This is a genomic window from Dysgonomonas reticulitermitis (genome assembly GCF_054601275.1).
In genome coordinates this window covers 1-16,468 of the sequence record NZ_BAAHWU010000059.1, presented here as the reverse complement: position 1 = coordinate 16,468, position 16,468 = coordinate 1, and the positions used below count along the sequence as shown (strand labels likewise).

General features: G+C 40.0%; 11 protein-coding genes. 1 reads left to right on the top strand and 10 read right to left on the bottom strand.

Features of this window, described 5'->3' with window-relative positions; genetic code table 11:
• Nucleotides 1-144 precede the first annotated feature (144 nt).
• Nucleotides 145-2,292, bottom strand: coding sequence for a M3 family metallopeptidase (locus tag ACYPZI_RS14055; RefSeq protein ID WP_459602673.1), 2,148 nt, complete (start codon nt 2,290-2,292; stop codon nt 145-147).
• Nucleotides 2,293-2,950: 658 nt separating this feature from the next.
• Here ACYPZI_RS14055 and ACYPZI_RS14050 point away from each other — a divergent pair.
• The gene (locus tag ACYPZI_RS14050; RefSeq protein ID WP_459602671.1) at nt 2,951-4,591 is read left to right on the top strand and encodes a fumarate hydratase; all 1,641 of its coding nucleotides are present in this window, start codon (nt 2,951-2,953) and stop codon (nt 4,589-4,591) included.
• A gap of 95 nt (nt 4,592-4,686) precedes the next feature.
• On the opposite strand, the gene folD is transcribed toward ACYPZI_RS14050, so the two are convergent.
• The 9 genes from folD to ACYPZI_RS14005 form a co-directional block, all read right to left on the bottom strand.
• Nucleotides 4,687-5,568, bottom strand: a complete 882-nt coding sequence (folD, locus tag ACYPZI_RS14045) for a bifunctional methylenetetrahydrofolate dehydrogenase/methenyltetrahydrofolate cyclohydrolase FolD (protein ID WP_459602669.1) — start codon at nt 5,566-5,568, stop codon at nt 4,687-4,689.
• A gap of 503 nt (nt 5,569-6,071) precedes the next feature.
• Nucleotides 6,072-6,236 carry a hypothetical protein gene (locus ACYPZI_RS14040; protein WP_459598102.1) on the bottom strand — a complete coding sequence of 55 codons (165 nt, stop codon included), beginning with the start codon at nt 6,234-6,236 and terminating at the stop codon, nt 6,072-6,074.
• 498 nt (nt 6,237-6,734) lie between these two features.
• Nucleotides 6,735-8,132: an asparagine--tRNA ligase gene (asnS, locus tag ACYPZI_RS14035; RefSeq protein WP_459602667.1), complete on the bottom strand. Its 1,398-nt coding sequence runs from the start codon at nt 8,130-8,132 to the stop codon at nt 6,735-6,737.
• Between the two features lie 29 nt (nt 8,133-8,161).
• The gene (locus ACYPZI_RS14030) at nt 8,162-9,466 is read right to left on the bottom strand and encodes a pseudouridine synthase (RefSeq protein ID WP_459602665.1); all 1,305 of its coding nucleotides are present in this window, start codon (nt 9,464-9,466) and stop codon (nt 8,162-8,164) included.
• Nucleotides 9,467-9,531: 65 nt separating this feature from the next.
• On the bottom strand, nt 9,532-10,875 hold the full coding sequence (gene purB, locus ACYPZI_RS14025) for an adenylosuccinate lyase (protein WP_459602663.1): 1,344 nt from the start codon (nt 10,873-10,875) through the stop codon (nt 9,532-9,534).
• Between the two features lie 146 nt (nt 10,876-11,021).
• Nucleotides 11,022-12,128: a DegT/DnrJ/EryC1/StrS family aminotransferase gene (locus tag ACYPZI_RS14020; RefSeq protein ID WP_459602661.1), complete on the bottom strand. Its 1,107-nt coding sequence runs from the start codon at nt 12,126-12,128 to the stop codon at nt 11,022-11,024.
• Nucleotides 12,129-12,131: 3 nt separating this feature from the next.
• Nucleotides 12,132-13,799, bottom strand: coding sequence for a DNA repair protein RecN (recN, locus tag ACYPZI_RS14015; RefSeq protein WP_459602659.1), 1,668 nt, complete (start codon nt 13,797-13,799; stop codon nt 12,132-12,134).
• A 12-nt stretch (nt 13,800-13,811) separates the two neighbouring features.
• Nucleotides 13,812-14,996: a metallophosphoesterase gene (locus tag ACYPZI_RS14010; protein ID WP_459602657.1), complete on the bottom strand. Its 1,185-nt coding sequence runs from the start codon at nt 14,994-14,996 to the stop codon at nt 13,812-13,814.
• A complete protein-coding gene (locus ACYPZI_RS14005; RefSeq protein ID WP_459602655.1) occupies nt 14,993-16,135 on the bottom strand; it encodes a metallophosphoesterase in 1,143 nt (380 codons plus the stop codon). The genes ACYPZI_RS14010 and ACYPZI_RS14005 overlap by 4 nt, the downstream gene beginning before the upstream one ends.
• Nucleotides 16,136-16,468 lie beyond the last annotated feature (333 nt).

Sequence of the window (16,468 nt, the reverse complement as noted above, 5' to 3'; positions counted from 1 at the left end):
CTCAAATGTTTGACATTAAATAAATTCATCGGGATTGGTATGCCCGATGCTTACAAAGTGAGTTAATTTTACTTGCTACGATAGTGAAGAAAAATACCAGATTGACTGCCGTTGCAACAAAGTCACTTGAAATACAAATCACAATTATTTAATAAAACCCCTGTTCTTCAACAAATAAGCAGGGTTTGGCTCTGCCCCTCTGAATTTCTTGTAAAGTACCATCGGCTCATCAGATCCACCTTTCGACAAGACATTTTCACGGAAAGCCTTAGCGGTTTCCTGATCGAAGATATTGCCTTTCTCTACAAATGCCTGGAATGCATCAGAATCTAAAACTTCCGACCATAGGTAGCTGTAATATCCTGAAGAATATCCTCCGCTGAATATGTGTTGGAAATAAGTACTCTTATATCTGGGTATGATAGAGGATATTAATCCTATTTCATTCATTGCATCCGATTCGAATTTATTAACATCAAGACCCTTTAATCCTTCAGTGTTCTTAGAAGAAAAATTAGGCGATGCGGTTTTAGTATACCACTTCATATCCAGAATAGCAGCAGCAACAAGCTCTGTTGTTATAAATCCTTGGTTGAACTTAGATGCATTTTGTATCTTTTGAATCAGTTCGTCAGGAATTACTTCTCCGCTTTCGTAATGCTTCGCATACATTTTCAATACTTCCGGTTCAAAAGCCCAATGCTCCATTACCTGAGAAGGAAGTTCCACAAAGTCACGCGAAACAGAAGTTCCTGAAAGTCCATAGTAATTACATTTTGACAATAATCCATGTAATCCATGTCCAAATTCGTGAAACATTGTTTCTACCTGATCCAATGTCAGCAAAGCAGGTTTTCCTTCTGTTGGAGGATTGTAATTACCTACATTATAGATAAGTGGCTGAACAGGAGTTCCGTTAAACACTTCTTGTTTTCGGAAACTGCTCATCCAGGCTCCCGGACGTTTCCCTTGGCGGGCAAAATCATCAAAATAAATAAGACCGATTTTGGAACCGTCCGCATCGCTTACTTCATAAGCTTTCACATCTTCCTGATATACGGGAATATCTGTTCTTTCTTTAAACGAGATGCCATAAAGTTTGTTTGCTACAGCAAAAACACCTTCGCGCACATTACCGGCTTTGAAATATGGTTTGATTTCATCTTCATTCAATGCATATTTCTCTTTACGCACTTTTTCAGCATAATACCACCAGTCCCAAGGCTCTATTTTTATATTTTGTCCTTCTTTTTTAGCTATGGCTTGCAGTTCGGCTTCTTCCTGTTTAGCTTGAGGTAAAGCGTATTTCCAGATACCATCTAAAAAACTCATTACATTTTCCGGAGTTTTAGCCATAGTTTCTTCCAGAACATAGTCCGCATGGGATTTATATCCCAGTAAGCTTGCTTTTTCCTGACGAAGACTGACAATCTTCTTTATGTTTTCTTTGTTATCAAATTCTCCTCCATTGTTTGCACGCATATACATTGCTTTATAGAGCTTTTCGCGAAGCGAACGGTTATCCGCGTACTGCAAGAATGGTTCCCAGCTAGGTTTGCTTAAGCCGAATACCCATTTGCCTGTAAGATCTTTTTTCTCTGCCAATTTAGCCGCGGCAGCGATAACGTCTTCCGGTAAACCCGCAAGGTCTTCTTTCTTATCTATTACCAACTGATAACTATCTGTTTCTTTCATCACATTCTGGCCGAAGCTTAAAGTAGCATCGCTCAGCTCTTTATTGATTTCGCGTAAACGGGCTTGCTTTTCAGCATCTAAAAGTATACCCGAACGCACAAACCCCTTATACGTTTTATCCAACAGCATTTTTTGTTCAGTAGTCAACTTGGCTACATTAACAGTATCATCGCGGATAACTTTAATCCTGTCAAAAAGTTTTTGATTAAGGCTGATGTTATCGTAATGGGCAGTTAGTTTAGGTGCGATCTCCTTATCTATTTTTTCATAAATTGTATCTGACATTGTTCCTGTCATAACAGAGAATGTCGCGCTCACACGGCTAAGCATTCTTCCGGCATGATCCAATGCTACGATAGTATTTTCGAAGGTAGGAGCTTCGGAATTATTAACTATAGAATCTATTTCAGCTGAATGACGTTTCATTCCTTCCTCGAAAGCAGGCAAATAATGCCCGGCTGATATTTTATCGAAAGGGGGCACACCATCAGGTGTATTAAACTCGGAGAAAAAAGGATTTTCTTCGACCTTATTGCTTGTAGTGTTACAAGAATAAACCATAATTAGTAGACTAAGAATTAAAAATAATTTTCTCATACAAATAGTATCGATTTAATTAAAAGAAAATGAATTGAATAAGGTAACAAAGATACGATATACCAGTGGATTAATAAAATTTAATAACATCCTATTTCCAACCAGTGTATAACATATTTGTTTGCATTGGTTTTCCGAAGGGGAAAAAGCAGGAAAAGGCGCTTTTAAGCCATACTTCCGTTACCAGTCCGTTACCTTTTTTGAACAGTGAAATCCACTGCCAAAGGTAGCAAAACAACCGGATCTGCAAAGGGAAATGGCAGGATAGCCTTCCCTCTGGCAATCAAATTTAGCCGGTGGCTTTCCCTCCCTGTTCAGCCCTGTTTTCATAGTATCCTGTAGCTCATTGATCTATAACTTAATAGTAAAAAAATGAGCCTATGAAACTGGAACTAAAGGTGTTGTTCTACCTGAACACAAATAAATAAAGTGTAATCAATTTGCAACAGAATGTTAACTATATTTCGGAATGGCTGGGGTAACGATTTGGTAACGGAAGTATGGCTTAAAAGCGCCTTTTCCTGCTTTTTCCCCTTCGGAAAACCAATGCAAACGAATATGTTATACACTGGTTGGAAATAGGATGTTATTAAATTTTATTAATCCGCTGGTATATCGTATCTTTGTATTATAAAATATCAACTATAAAAATAAAATCATGCCAACACCTCCATTCAAGTATCAGGAAACTTTTCCTTTGGGAAAGGATACGACCGAGTATTATCTTTTGTCAAAAGAATTTATATCTACGTCAAATTTTGAAGGTCAGGAAATTTTAAAAGTGCAACCCGAAGCGCTTACTTTATTAGCACAACATGCGTTTCACAATGTAGAATTCCTCCTGCGCCCCGAGCATCAGGAACAAGTTGCTAAGATCTTATCCGATCCTGAGGCCAGCGATAATGATAAATTTGTAGCTCTTACATTTCTGCGGAATTCGGAAATATCGGCAAAAGGGATACTGCCATTCTGCCAGGATACAGGTACAGCCATTATTATGGGCAAAAAAGGCCAGAATGTATGGACAGGAGGGAACGATGAAGAAGCCTTGTCGAAAGGGGTATACAACACATTTACTGAAGACAATTTGAGGTATTCTCAGAACGCACCGTTGGATATGTATAAGGAAGTGAATACAGGAACAAATCTTCCTGCGCAAATAGATCTTTATGCTGTGAACGGAAATGAGTACAAGTTTTTGTTCGTTGCCAAAGGAGGAGGTTCTGCAAACAAAACGTATTTATATCAGGAAACCAAAGCATTGCTTACTCCCGGAAAACTGGAGTCTTTCCTCATCGACAAGATGAAATCGTTAGGAACAGCCGCCTGTCCGCCGTATCATATTGCATTCGTTATTGGAGGCACATCTGCCGAAACGAACCTGAAAACCGTCAAATTGGCATCTACAAAATATTATGACAATTTACCAACTTCAGGAAATGAAGGAGGACGCGCTTTCCGTGATATAGAAATGGAACGCAGCCTGTTAAAGGCCGCTTATGATCTTGGACTTGGAGCTCAATTCGGAGGTAAGTTCTTTGCCCATGACATTCGTGTTGTACGCTTACCTCGCCATGGGGCCTCATGCCCGGTAGGTATGGGCGTATCATGTTCAGCCGACCGCAACATAAAAGGCAAGATTAATAAAGATGGCATTTGGCTGGAAAAGATGGAAAATAATCCGGCTCGCCTGATCCCCGCTGAACTACAAAATGCAGGTGAAGCAGGCGGAGTGAAAATAGACCTGAATCGCCCAATGAAGGAAATTCTGGCTGAACTTACTAAATATCCGGTATCTACACGCTTATCACTTACCGGAACTATTATTGTAGGGCGTGATATTGCACACGCAAAATTGCAAGAACGTATTGACAATGGTGAAGGTCTTCCTCAATACATAAAAGATCATCCTATTTATTACGCTGGACCGGCAAAAACTCCTAAAGGATACGCAAGTGGCTCGATGGGGCCTACAACTGCCGGACGCATGGATTCCTACGTCGACTCATTCCAATCGCAAGGAGGTAGCTTGATTATGATAGCAAAAGGGAACCGCAGTCAACAAGTGACAGACGCATGCCATAAACATGGAGGATTTTATCTGGGTAGCATCGGAGGCCCTGCCGCGATTCTTGCCCAAGACAGTATCAAGAGCCTGGAATGCCTGGAATACCCTGAACTTGGAATGGAAGCAATCTGGAAGATCGAAGTGGTAGACTTCCCTGCGTTTATTTTGGTTGATGATAAGGGAAATGACTTCTTCAAACAATTAAAACCGATTAACTGCACGATGTTTTAGTGATACTTATGCGAATCAGTAGTTGAAGGAGTCAAGTAGTTAGAAGAAATAAATAGTTTTCTTAACTCCTAACTACTTTAACTACTGATTGACAATCACTTATATATTTCTTTTTTTCCTGCTAACAGCGTATTTCTCATCAGAGAAATAATAGTCATAGGCCCTACTCCTCCCGGAACAGGAGTAATGTAGGATGCTTTTGGAGCTACTTCGTCGAAAGCAACATCGCCTTTCAACTTGAAACCTGACTTGGTTTCGGTAGATGGTACACGGGTAGTGCCTACATCTATGATAACCACTCCTTCTTTGACCATCTCGCCTTTAAGGAATTCCGGTACACCTAATGCTGCAATTATAATGTCGGCACTCAAACATACTTCTTTTATATTGGGTGTCCGGCTATGGCAAACAGTTACAGTCGCGTCACCGGGATAGCCTTTTTGCATCATCAGGCTGGCTACAGGCTTCCCTACAATATTACTGCGCCCTAGTACGACACAGTGTTTGCCTTGCGTAGCTATTTCATATCTTTTTAGTAATTCTAATATGCCGGCAGGCGTCGCTGAAACAAAACAGGGTAGCCCGATAGACATACGTCCCACATTGATAGGATGAAAACCGTCTACATCTTTACGGTAGTCGATAGCTTCAATTACTTTTTGCTCTGATATATGCTTTGGTAAAGGTAATTGTACGATAAAGCCATCCACATCGGCATCCTTGTTCAACTTATCTACACAGGCCAGCAACTCTTCTTCACTTACTGTGCTTTCAAATCTTATAAGCGATGACTTAAACCCAACCTCTTCGCAGGCGCGTACTTTGCTGGCAACATAGGTTTCACTTCCTCCATCGTGCCCAACAAGTACTGCTGCCAGATGTGGAGTTTTTCCTCCGGCTGCTTTTATCCGGGAAACTTCCTCTGCGATTTCTTTTTTTATCTGTGCCGATATGGCTTTTCCATCGATTAACTGCATATAGATTGCTTTTTTTGACAAGGTTACTAGATGTTGCAAAGATACAAATTCCAATCTTTAATTTTAACTAAAATGTAACAAACTTCTATAGTCAGTAGTCAGTAGTTAGTAGTCAGTAGTTAGTAGTCAGTAGTGAGCGCTCAGAACTTAAAACTTAAAACTCATCACTTTTTAACTCCTTCCTCCTTTTAACTAAAAAGTAACAAACTTCGACAGTTATTTTTTAGCTGTTAGCCGATAACCCTTGCTCGCGCGGCTACCCTCTTTGTCATCCTGACCGCAGGGAAGGATCCCGATCCCCGAGAGACAGGAGATGCTTCCTGTCGTCAGCATGACAAACCGGAAAAAACATATGCGACAATACATAATAATCTGTACCTATTTTAACTAAAATGTAACATTTTCCCATAGTACATGACAAAAAATATTTTATATATATTTAAAAGGCTTATTATGTTGCCCTTACAGGGCACACTTCCTTCGGTTGTCATCTCTCCGGGGTGTTACCCCGGGCTGGAATATATCAGGCTTTCAGCCTGTTTCTTTCCTTGATGCCCTGAAGGGGCTACATAATATAGCCCAATGGCAACGCCTTGGGTGGGAAAACGAAATCCCCTGAAACCGCGCCCTGTAAGGGCAATATAAGATTTTGTAATATTTTTTGTCATGTACTATGCAAACTCCACACTCAGTAGTCAACAGTCAACAGTAAACAGTCGACCTTTTCGTCATTGCGAACGGAGTGAAGCAATCCAGAGTATTGATTATTAATGGATTGCTTCGGGCGAACCCTCGCAATGACGTGCGACAGTCAACAGTCAACAACTTGTACCTCGTATCTCGTCTACTCGTAACTGTTTAACTAAAAAGTAACAAACTTCTACAGTTAGCAGTAGTCAGTAGTTAGTAGTTAGCAGTCAACAACTCGTACCTCGTATCTCGTCTACTCGTAACTTTTTAACTAAAAAGTAACAAACTCCACACTCATTTTCAAATTCGCTAATTTTCAAATTATCAAATTATTACTACATCTATAGATAAAATACTCCTCGCCTATTCGGATTTAACTACGCTGCGACAGCAAGAGTCTCAGTCCTGTTATAACAATAGAAACAAAAAAGCAGCAGGAACGAATCCTGCTGCTTTCTATATAGTTTTTCTGAATATTAAAATTCCGCGTTATTCGGCGTACGCGGGAATGGTATTACATCACGTATATTCGCCATACCTGTAATGAACAAAATGAGACGCTCAAATCCAAGTCCAAAACCGGCATGCGGAGCTGTACCAAACCGGCGGGTATCTATATACCACCAAATAGGATCTGTGTTCATGTTCAACTCTTTTGTCCGTTGAACCAATTTGTCATAATCAGCTTCACGCTCCGAACCTCCGATAATTTCGCCAATCTTAGGGAAAAGAACATCCATACCCCGTACCGTCTTTCCATCTTCATTCTGTTTCATATAGAATGATTTTATCTCTTTCGGATAATCGGTCAGGATAACAGGACGTTTAAAATGTTTCTCTACCAGATAGCGTTCGTGTTCAGATTGCAAATCGGCACCCCAGTAAACCGGGAATTCAAATTTATGACCGCTCTTTTCCAATATCTCCACACCTTCCGTATAAGTCAGGCGCACAAAATCATTAGCAATAACAAAGTTTAAACGATCTACCAATTCCTTATCGAAATGTTCCGCCAAGAATTCAATATCATCTTTACAATGCTCTAACGCATAACTGATCAGATATTTTAAGAAGTCTTCCGCCAAATCCATATTATCATGAATATCATAGAAAGCAACCTCAGGTTCTATCATCCAAAATTCGGCTAAGTGGCGAGGGGTATTCGAGTTTTCGGCACGAAACGTAGGCCCGAAAGTATAGATTGCGCCAAGAGCCATCGCTCCAAGTTCACCTTCAAGCTGACCGGAAACCGTCAAATTCGTCTGACGCCCAAAGAAGTCTTCCGAATAATCAATTTGTCCGGCATCAGTGCGAGGAGTATTGTTAAAGTCCAACGTTGTAACCTGAAACATAGAGCCCGCCCCTTCTGCATCGGATGCTGTAACGATCGGTGTATGGAAATAATAGAAACCTCTATCGTTAAAATACTTGTGAATAGCATAAGCCATATGATGACGAATACGGAATATAGCTCCAAAAGTGTTTGTCCGTGGACGCAAATAGGCTATATCGCGAAGAAACTCAAGCGAATGGCCTTTCTTCTGTAAAGGATAAGTCTCCGGATCGGCTGTTCCATATACTTCTATACTATCAGCCTGAATCTCCACACTTTGTCCTTTTCCTTGTGACTCCACTAATTTCCCTGTCACATGGATACAAGCTCCTGTAGTTATAGGTTTAAAAAGATCATCACCGAATTTTTCGACATCAGCAACGATCTGAAGATTATGAATTGTAGACCCGTCATTAAGGTGAATAAAGTTCACATATTTATTACCCCGGATAGTACGTACCCATCCTTTCACATCAACGGTAGTTCCAAAATCTTTCCTTTGAAACAAATCTACAATTTTCGTTCTACGAATAGTCTCCATTTTCTATTAGTAATTATTAATCTTCTTATTTATTCAAACGCTCCCATACGAAGCATATTTACCTCTTTTTCTGATAGATAACGCCATTTGCCTCTGACGACATTCTTCTTTGTAAGTCCGGCAAAATAAACGCGGTCTAGTTTCATAACCTGATAGCCTAGTTTCTCAAATATGCGGCGAACAATACGGTTACGACCCGAGTGTATTTCAATTCCTACGACATTCAGCGTATCTTCGGACTGGTATGCAATAGAGTCTGCATGTATTTCTCCGTCATCCAGATCAATACCATCAGCAATAGCCTGCATATCTTCGATAGTTACGTCGCGGTCTAGTGTCACCTGATATATTTTTTTCTTCTTAAATTTAGGATGCATCAGTTTTGAAGCCAAGTCTCCATCGTTTGTAAGAAGAAGAACTCCTGTTGTATTTCTATCTAAGCGACCTACCGGATAGATGCGCTCCGGACAGGCATTCTTCACTAAATCCATCACTGTCAAACGATTCTGCGGATCGTCCGAAGTTGTTACACAGTTCTTCGGTTTGTTCAGCAGTACATATACTTTGCTCTCAAGACGAACCGGTTGATCTTGAAAAGTAACCAAATCTCCACGAGTTACTTTAGCACCCAGTTGATCAACAACTTCTCCATTAACCTTTACAACACCCGATGTAATGTATGCATCGGCCTCACGACGCGAGCAAACACCTGCGTTTGCCAAATATTTGTTCAATCGCAAAGGTGTATTCGGATCAATATTTTCTTTATATTTTACCGGTTTTACCAATCTCTTTATTCCGCTTGGCTTACTATAGACTCCGCCGCCTCTATTATTATTATTTGATGGTCGCCAATTATCGTTCCCTCTATTTCCATAGGAGTTTCCACGAGGGCTGTTTCCGCCACGGTTATTTGAATATCCGCCGCCTCTGTTGTCGGAGTAACCTCCGCCTCTGTTATCGGAATATCCTCCACCTCTATTATCAGAATAACCACCGCTTCTGTTATCAGAGTTGTAGCCACCGCTTCTGTTGTCGGAATAACCACCTCGATTACCTGAAGGTCTACTCTGATTGTTATTGTAAGAGCGGCGTTCACTATTATCGTTTCTGTCGTACGATCTTGGGGTACGTTCGGAACCATAAGAACCACCTTGTCTGTCGCCATCCGCTTTGTACGGATTACGCTCTCTCGCCCCTTGGTCTACATCATAAGTCTGTTTACGCAAATCCCCTACACGGGTACGTTTCTTTTTTACAGGCTCGTTCGAATTGTCTTCTGATGAAGAGTAACCATCCCGGCCTTCTCTATCATTACCTTTGTCTGTCACCATTGTTTTCCCTTGTTTTTAAAATATACATTTTTAAAATTTAATATAACCTCTCGGCTACTTGCAGATTACACACCTGTATAAGTATGAGGCGTAATTTTCTTTAACTCGTTTTTCACAGTGTCGCTCACATCTAATCCTTCAATAAAAACCGAAATGGATTCTGCTGTAATAGCATTATTGGTACGCGTAAGCGCCTTTAAGGCTTCGTAAGGTTTTGGATACCCTTCGCGACGTAAAACAGTCTGAATACCTTCGGCTACTACAGCCCAACAGTTTTCCAGATCCTTAAATAAGGCTTCTTTATTTAATAACAATTTATCTAATCCTTTTAATGTGCTTTGAATAGCTATTACTATATGTCCGACAGGCACGCCAATGTTACGCAAAACAGTAGAATCGGTCAAATCGCGCTGCAACCTGGAAATAGGCAGCTTCGCCGCAAGATGTTCCAAAATAGCATTCGCCATACCCAGATTTCCTTCTGCATTTTCGAAATCAATGGGGTTTACTTTATGTGGCATAGCCGAAGATCCAATTTCACCTTCTTTGATCCTCTGTTTAAAATATTCCATTGAAATATACTGCCAAAAGTCCCTGTTAAGGTCGATCATTATAGTATCTATCCGCTTCAATGCATCGAATATTGCCGCCAAATTATCATAGTTTGATATTTGCGTAGTCCATTCTTCTCTTACCAAGCCAAGCTTTTCTGATACAAATTTATTACCAAAAGCTTTCCAATCATAAGAAGGATAAGCGATATTATGCGCATTATAATTTCCTGTTGCTCCCCCGAACTTAGCGGAAAGAGGTATTGATTTCAATAGTTGCAATTGTCCTTCCAAACGGCTGGCAAAAACCATTATTTCTTTTCCCAGACGGGTAGGCGACGCAGGTTGCCCATGTGTTTTCGCCAACATAGCTACATCCGCCCACAAGTTAGCCTGTGCTTTCAGCTTACCTGTCAATTCTTCCAGTAAAGGATAATATACCTCGTTCAAAGCATCTTTCAACGAAAGAGGTATCGAGGTATTATTTATATCCTGAGAGGTTAACCCAAAGTGTATAAACTCTTTATATTCGTGTAAACCAAGCTCGTCGAATTTTTCCTTCAAAAAATATTCAACTGCTTTTACGTCATGGTTTGTCACCTTCTCTGTTTCCTTTATACGCAAAGCATCTTCTACTGAAAAATCGCTCACAATTCTTTTCAGATTCCGACATACAGCCTGATCTATATTTTTCAATTGAGGGAGAGGCAATTCGCACAATGAAATAAAATACTCCACTTCAACTAATACACGATATTTGATAAGAGCATATTCCGAAAAATAATCAGCCAGTTTCTCCGTTTTACTTCGATAACGTCCATCTATAGGCGAAATGGAAGTTAAGGGGATTAGTGTCATTCTACTACAAAAAATTTTGTGTTTTTAATACTTTGAGATCCTTTCAATATCACTACTTACTTTGAACTGCAAATATATAATAAATATTATTCAATTAGTTTTTTTAACACTGAGATTCCGTGTTTTTTTATCTTTTTTATGAAGAATCATGAGAATTGATTGAGCGCCTCAACGATCCGATGTATCTCTTCGCTTTTTAAGGATGGATACAAAGGCAAGCTTAAGACTTCTTCCTGCAAGCATTCTGCAATCGGTATAACTATATTTTTCAATTTTGAATATGCCTCTTGTTTATGTATTGACAGCGGATAATGAATCTGAGTATGAATACCCTTATCCAACAAATATCGGCGAAGTCTGTCTCGTCGCGAAGAACGTATAACATACTGATGGAAAACATGGCTTTCCGCATTATCCACTACGGGTAAGATAATCTGTGGGTTCTTTATATTTTCCGAGTAGTAACGGGCTATTTCTATCCTTCTCCTGTTATCTTGATCCAAGTATCTCAAACGGACTGATAATATTGCTGCTTGTATCTCATCGAGACGAGAGTTCAACCCTTTATATTTATGAATATATTTATCATCCGATCCGTAATTTGAAAGGGCTCTCACTATTTCCGACAAATTATCATCATTTGTTGTAATAGCTCCCGCGTCACCGAGTGCCCCAAGGTTTTTCACAGGATAGAAACTAAAAGCAGCGGCATCCGCCAGACTACCGGCTTTTTTCCCTTCATAGATAGCGCCATGTGCCTGAGCTGCATCCTCTATTAATTTCAGATCATATTGCCTGGCTATTACTCTCAACTCATCCATTATCGCTACTTGTCCATATAAATGAACAGCAATAATAGCTTTCGTTTTGGAGCTTACTTTTTTAAGAATCAAGGTGGGATCTATGTTGTATGTATGTATGTCACAATCGACAAATATCGGTTTAAGTCCGCATTGGGAAACTGCCAAAGCTGTCGCGATGAAAGAATTTGCAGGAACAATTATTTCATCTCCCTCTTGCATAACGCCCTGCACCATATATCCCATCAAAATGAGACGAATAGCATCAAGTCCATTCCCAACACCTATACAATGGGTAGTGCCACAATAAGCAGCGAACTCTTTTTCAAACTTCTCCTTTTCTTCTCCCAATATATACCATCCGGAATCGATAACACGTGATACTGCCCCTTTAAACTCAGAAGCATATCGTCCGTTCTCTCGTTGCAGATTAAGAAAAAGAATAGGTTCCATATTTTACATTTTCGTTCCCAACATTACTTTAGCATTCTGTATTGCAGCCTCTGTAACAACAGATCCGCTAAGCATACGGGCAATCTCATCCAGACGGTCTTTGTCTGACAGCATAGCCAATTTAGTAGTCGTAGAATCATTACTATCGTCCGACTTATAAACTTTATAATGTGCCTTACCCTTCGCGGCGATTTGTGGAAGATGGGTTATAGCAATCACTTGCATATTCTGACCAAACTCAAGCATCACCTGCCCCATTTTATCTGCTATTTCTCCCGAAACTCCCGTATCGATCTCGTCAAATATAATTGTTGGCAGAGCCGTTGCTCCTGCTATCATCGATTTAAGACAGAGCATTATCCTCGATATTTCACCTCCGGATGCAATATTCGCCACAGGTTGCAATGGGACATTCTTATTCGCAGAAAATTGGAACTGAATGCTGTCCATGCCATATATATCGGGGCTATCTCCGGCAATAACATCACATTTAAAACGTATATTAGGCATACCCAGATAAGAGGCTTTCTGTTCCAGTTCTGTTTCCATTTTCCCGGAAACAGACATACGCCTGTCTGCCAGAATCTTAGCCAGGCCAATCATTTTCTCATATTTTGTTTGAACCTCTTTTTCTAAAATCTCTACCTGCTGATCGGAGGATTCTATATTCGCTAACTTCTGAGCCAGATCGCCATATAAGCTCAACAATTCTCCAACACTCGACAAATGGTATTTCTTCTCCAATGTATAAATCAGGTCGAGGCGAGTTTCAATAAAAGCTAATCTTTCGGGGTTAAATTCAACATCTTCGGCCAGCCGCCCCATTTCAGAAGCCAAATCTTTCATATCTATATATGCGGTCTCCAGCCGTTGAGATATTTCTTCCGCCCGCTGATATACCTTGACCAGTGACCTGGATGTACTCAGGCTTTCTTTCAGTCCTGAAACTATTCCCCTCTCGTCTTCGGACAAAAGGGTATGCACTCTGTACAAAGAGCTTTTTATGTCTTCAGCATGATTCAGTATTTCTAATTCCCTTTCCAGTTCTTCCTGCTCCCCTTCCTGTAAAGCGGCCTCCTGCAAAGAATCGTGTTGAAAACGCAAGTAGTCTTCCTCCTCCTTACTCTTACGAACCTGATCTTTCAAATCCTCGAGAGCCTTTTCTGCATACCTGTACTGATGATAAGCTTGTTGGTATTCTTTTAACAAGTTCTTATTTCCGGCTAAAGCATCCACTACCTGCATCTGAAAACGGCTATCCGCCAATAATAGATTTTGATGCTGTGAATGTATATCGATCAACTGGCCACCTAATTCTTTCAAATCATTAAGACCTACAGGCGAGTCGTTTATAAAAGCGCGTGATTTTCCCGTAGATAGAACCTCGCGCCGGAGAATGTAGCTATCCGGATCGTATTCTATACCTTTCTCTTCACAAAATTCTTTCAGATCATATGCCGAAACATTAAATGCACCTTCGATAACGCACTTGCTTTCGCCTTGTTTTATCGCTTTTATATCTGCCCTTTGACCTAAAATGAGGGACAAGGCGCCCAGAATAATAGATTTCCCGGCTCCTGTTTCACCTGTAATCACAGAGAACCCGGGCCCGAAATCTATCTCGAGACTGTCTATCAGGGCATAATTTTTTATGTATAGCGATTTTAGCATAGCTAAAGATAATCAATTAAACTTTACATTCAATACGACGATTTCCGATATTGTTCCTATTCTGAATTGAGGCCCTGCAAGTCCCAAACCTGAAGACACATATATATGCGTGTTTCCTTTTTCTTTGTATCCATAAGGCAACTCGTACATAAACCTCACTTTGTTATTCTCCGGTATTATTCCCGTATTATAAAGCATCGAAGACAATTTCATAATAACATTGTTCGGAAAAAACTGTCCGTTATGCGTATGCCCGTACAACGCAATATCAGCGCCGGCCTCTACCTCTTCGTGCAATTTATGAGGTTCATGGTTCATAACGATAACAGGAAGATTCTTGTTCACTCCCTGCATTATATCGGGAAGATTCTTTCTGGTTTTACACATATCATCCTCACGTCCGGCTATATAAAAAGAATTGGCTACCAGTATAGTTGTATCACGCAACATTGTCAGTCCTGCTTTTTCGCTAAGCCATAATATTTTTTCATCTTTTGCCTCGCCTAATTCTATATATTCATGATTTCCTGTAGAGGCATATACTCCATAAGGTGCTTTCAGTCTCAGGAATTCCGTTTCCATGCGTTGTTCGTATAACGATTTCACATCATAATCGACAATATCGCCAACAAGCAATATAAGATCCGGCTTTTGTTCCATAATCTTATCTACATACATCGAAACAATATCTTTATCGATGAGATATCCGGCATGAATATCGGTAGCCACGACTATCCGGAGATTCTTTACCGGAGATTCTTTATTCACAGATATATTCATCTCCGTGACGACAGGATTCCAAAACCGGTAATTACCGTATGCCATTACAGAGCTGACAAGAAGCAAAGATAAGAGAAAATAGGTTAACCGAATTTTCTTCGTTTTCAAATCAACTCCGGGAAACAGGTTTTTCTTTTTGTTCAAATATTTCACGAGGTCATAAATCAGCAAAATGCCTGTCATGTATATGGTAAACAGCATCCATGTGGTGCCGACCCATGCCAAGTCGTGTAAAGCGTCGAAAGATAAATACTTTGAGGTAAAAAAACCAATGAAATAAATAATGAGTTCTGCAATATAAACCGACGCATAAAGAATCTTAAGATATCTCTTATCGGGTAATCCTTGCCAACCAAACCAATAGATATAGGCGCTAAGGAATATCTGTACGATTATCGCATTGAAAAAGACTCTCATTTCCCTTTATTTACATCTATCACAACATATTCGGACTGTGTACCTATACGGAATTTACCACCCCATACACCTATGCCTGAACTCACATATATGTTGGCATTGCCTTTCTTTATATAGCCATGATCTTTTTCATACAATTGTTTTGTAATCAGCGATATTGGCCATATTTGCCCTTGATGTGTATGCCCTGAAAGCTGGATATCGATACCATTAGCTTCTGTTTCTTCCAAATTATAAGGCTGATGATCGAGCATAATTATAGGTTTCGATTTATCCAAACCGGCAACTAAATCTTTCAACGGCCTTCTACCTTTATTAGACCTGTCGTCGCGGCCTATTACATAAAAACTGCTATCGACCAAAGCAACCGAATCACGAAGCATATGTATTCCCGCTTTTTCTATGAAATCGAGGCTTCCGGTCAACCCACTGATATATTCATGATTTCCCGGGCATGCATAAACACCCATTGGGGCTTTTATTTTATGAAAGCTCTCCGCGAGATTGCCTTCATTCAATGGGCGAACACTATTATCTATAATGTCTCCTGCTATAAGAACAATATCGGGGTTCTCCGAGTTTATGAGGTCGATCCATTTTTCGAGTTCCCCTTTTCCGATACCATAGCCCAAATGCAAATCACTTACGGCCACTATACGCAATGGTTTAGAAGAAATTGAATCACCTACCGTTTTGTAAATATTCACGGGTAAATCGACCCGGACTTTCCATTGATATTTAAGATAACCGCATAGCATGAGTAAAGTTACAAAACCTACGATAAAGCCAAGACCTATCCAGTTTTCCTTCGTATATCTGATTATGGCATCACTCGGCATAAAATGAAATAAACGATTCGTTAATCCGAATAAATCTATGACCAGCATTATCATAAAAAAGTAGATCAGAATAAAAAACCATGCTGTGCCGACCTTATATAATAATGATGTCAGACCCACAGGTAATGAGTCTCCTATAAGGAACGATACAAAAAAAGAAGATATGGCTACAACGGCAAACAACACCAGTGCCACACGCCCTATGACACCAGGAGGCATAGCCGTCCAAATGCGCTGGAAGACATAAAAATTAACTAACAGATAGAGGAAAAATATGATTATAAACATGATCGATTTCATTCTACTCTTTCTTAAAATTTCTGAAAGATACAAAGATACGTGATTTCAGCAATTAATAGAATATTGTGCAAAAAAGAGTATTTAAAGAATGTTATAATTTTATGTGAACTTACAGAAAAAAGATAACCATCTGATCTTATTTCCGACCAGATGGCTATTCATGTGAATCAGTAGTTGAAACGTTCTTTTATTTTCATCCTTTTCTACTGCGCGCAATCACAGATTGCTTGCGTCCCTTTTGCCCAAAGCCGCAAAAGGAACCAAAAACGCTTTTGCGCCCCACTTCAACGTCCGACCCATAACGGACTTAAAGGCTAAACAAAAAAACTCGCT

Coding starts and splice junctions, on each gene's coding strand:
- purB (WP_459602663.1), bottom strand. CDS start 10,875: ATGACACTAATCCCCTTAACTTCCATTTCGCCTATAGATGGACGTTAT.
- ACYPZI_RS14055 (WP_459602673.1), bottom strand. CDS start 2,292: ATGAGAAAATTATTTTTAATTCTTAGTCTACTAATTATGGTTTATTCT.
- folD (WP_459602669.1), bottom strand. CDS start 5,568: ATGCAGTTAATCGATGGAAAAGCCATATCGGCACAGATAAAAAAAGAA.
- recN (WP_459602659.1), bottom strand. CDS start 13,799: ATGCTAAAATCGCTATACATAAAAAATTATGCCCTGATAGACAGTCTC.
- ACYPZI_RS14020 (WP_459602661.1), bottom strand. CDS start 12,128: ATGGAACCTATTCTTTTTCTTAATCTGCAACGAGAGAACGGACGATAT.
- ACYPZI_RS14030 (WP_459602665.1), bottom strand. CDS start 9,466: ATGGTGACAGACAAAGGTAATGATAGAGAAGGCCGGGATGGTTACTCT.
- ACYPZI_RS14040 (WP_459598102.1), bottom strand. CDS start 6,236: ATGACAAAAAATATTACAAAATCTTATATTGCCCTTACAGGGCGCGGT.
- ACYPZI_RS14005 (WP_459602655.1), bottom strand. CDS start 16,135: ATGAAATCGATCATGTTTATAATCATATTTTTCCTCTATCTGTTAGTT.
- ACYPZI_RS14010 (WP_459602657.1), bottom strand. CDS start 14,996: ATGAGAGTCTTTTTCAATGCGATAATCGTACAGATATTCCTTAGCGCC.
- ACYPZI_RS14050 (WP_459602671.1), top strand. CDS start 2,951: ATGCCAACACCTCCATTCAAGTATCAGGAAACTTTTCCTTTGGGAAAG.
- asnS (WP_459602667.1), bottom strand. CDS start 8,132: ATGGAGACTATTCGTAGAACGAAAATTGTAGATTTGTTTCAAAGGAAA.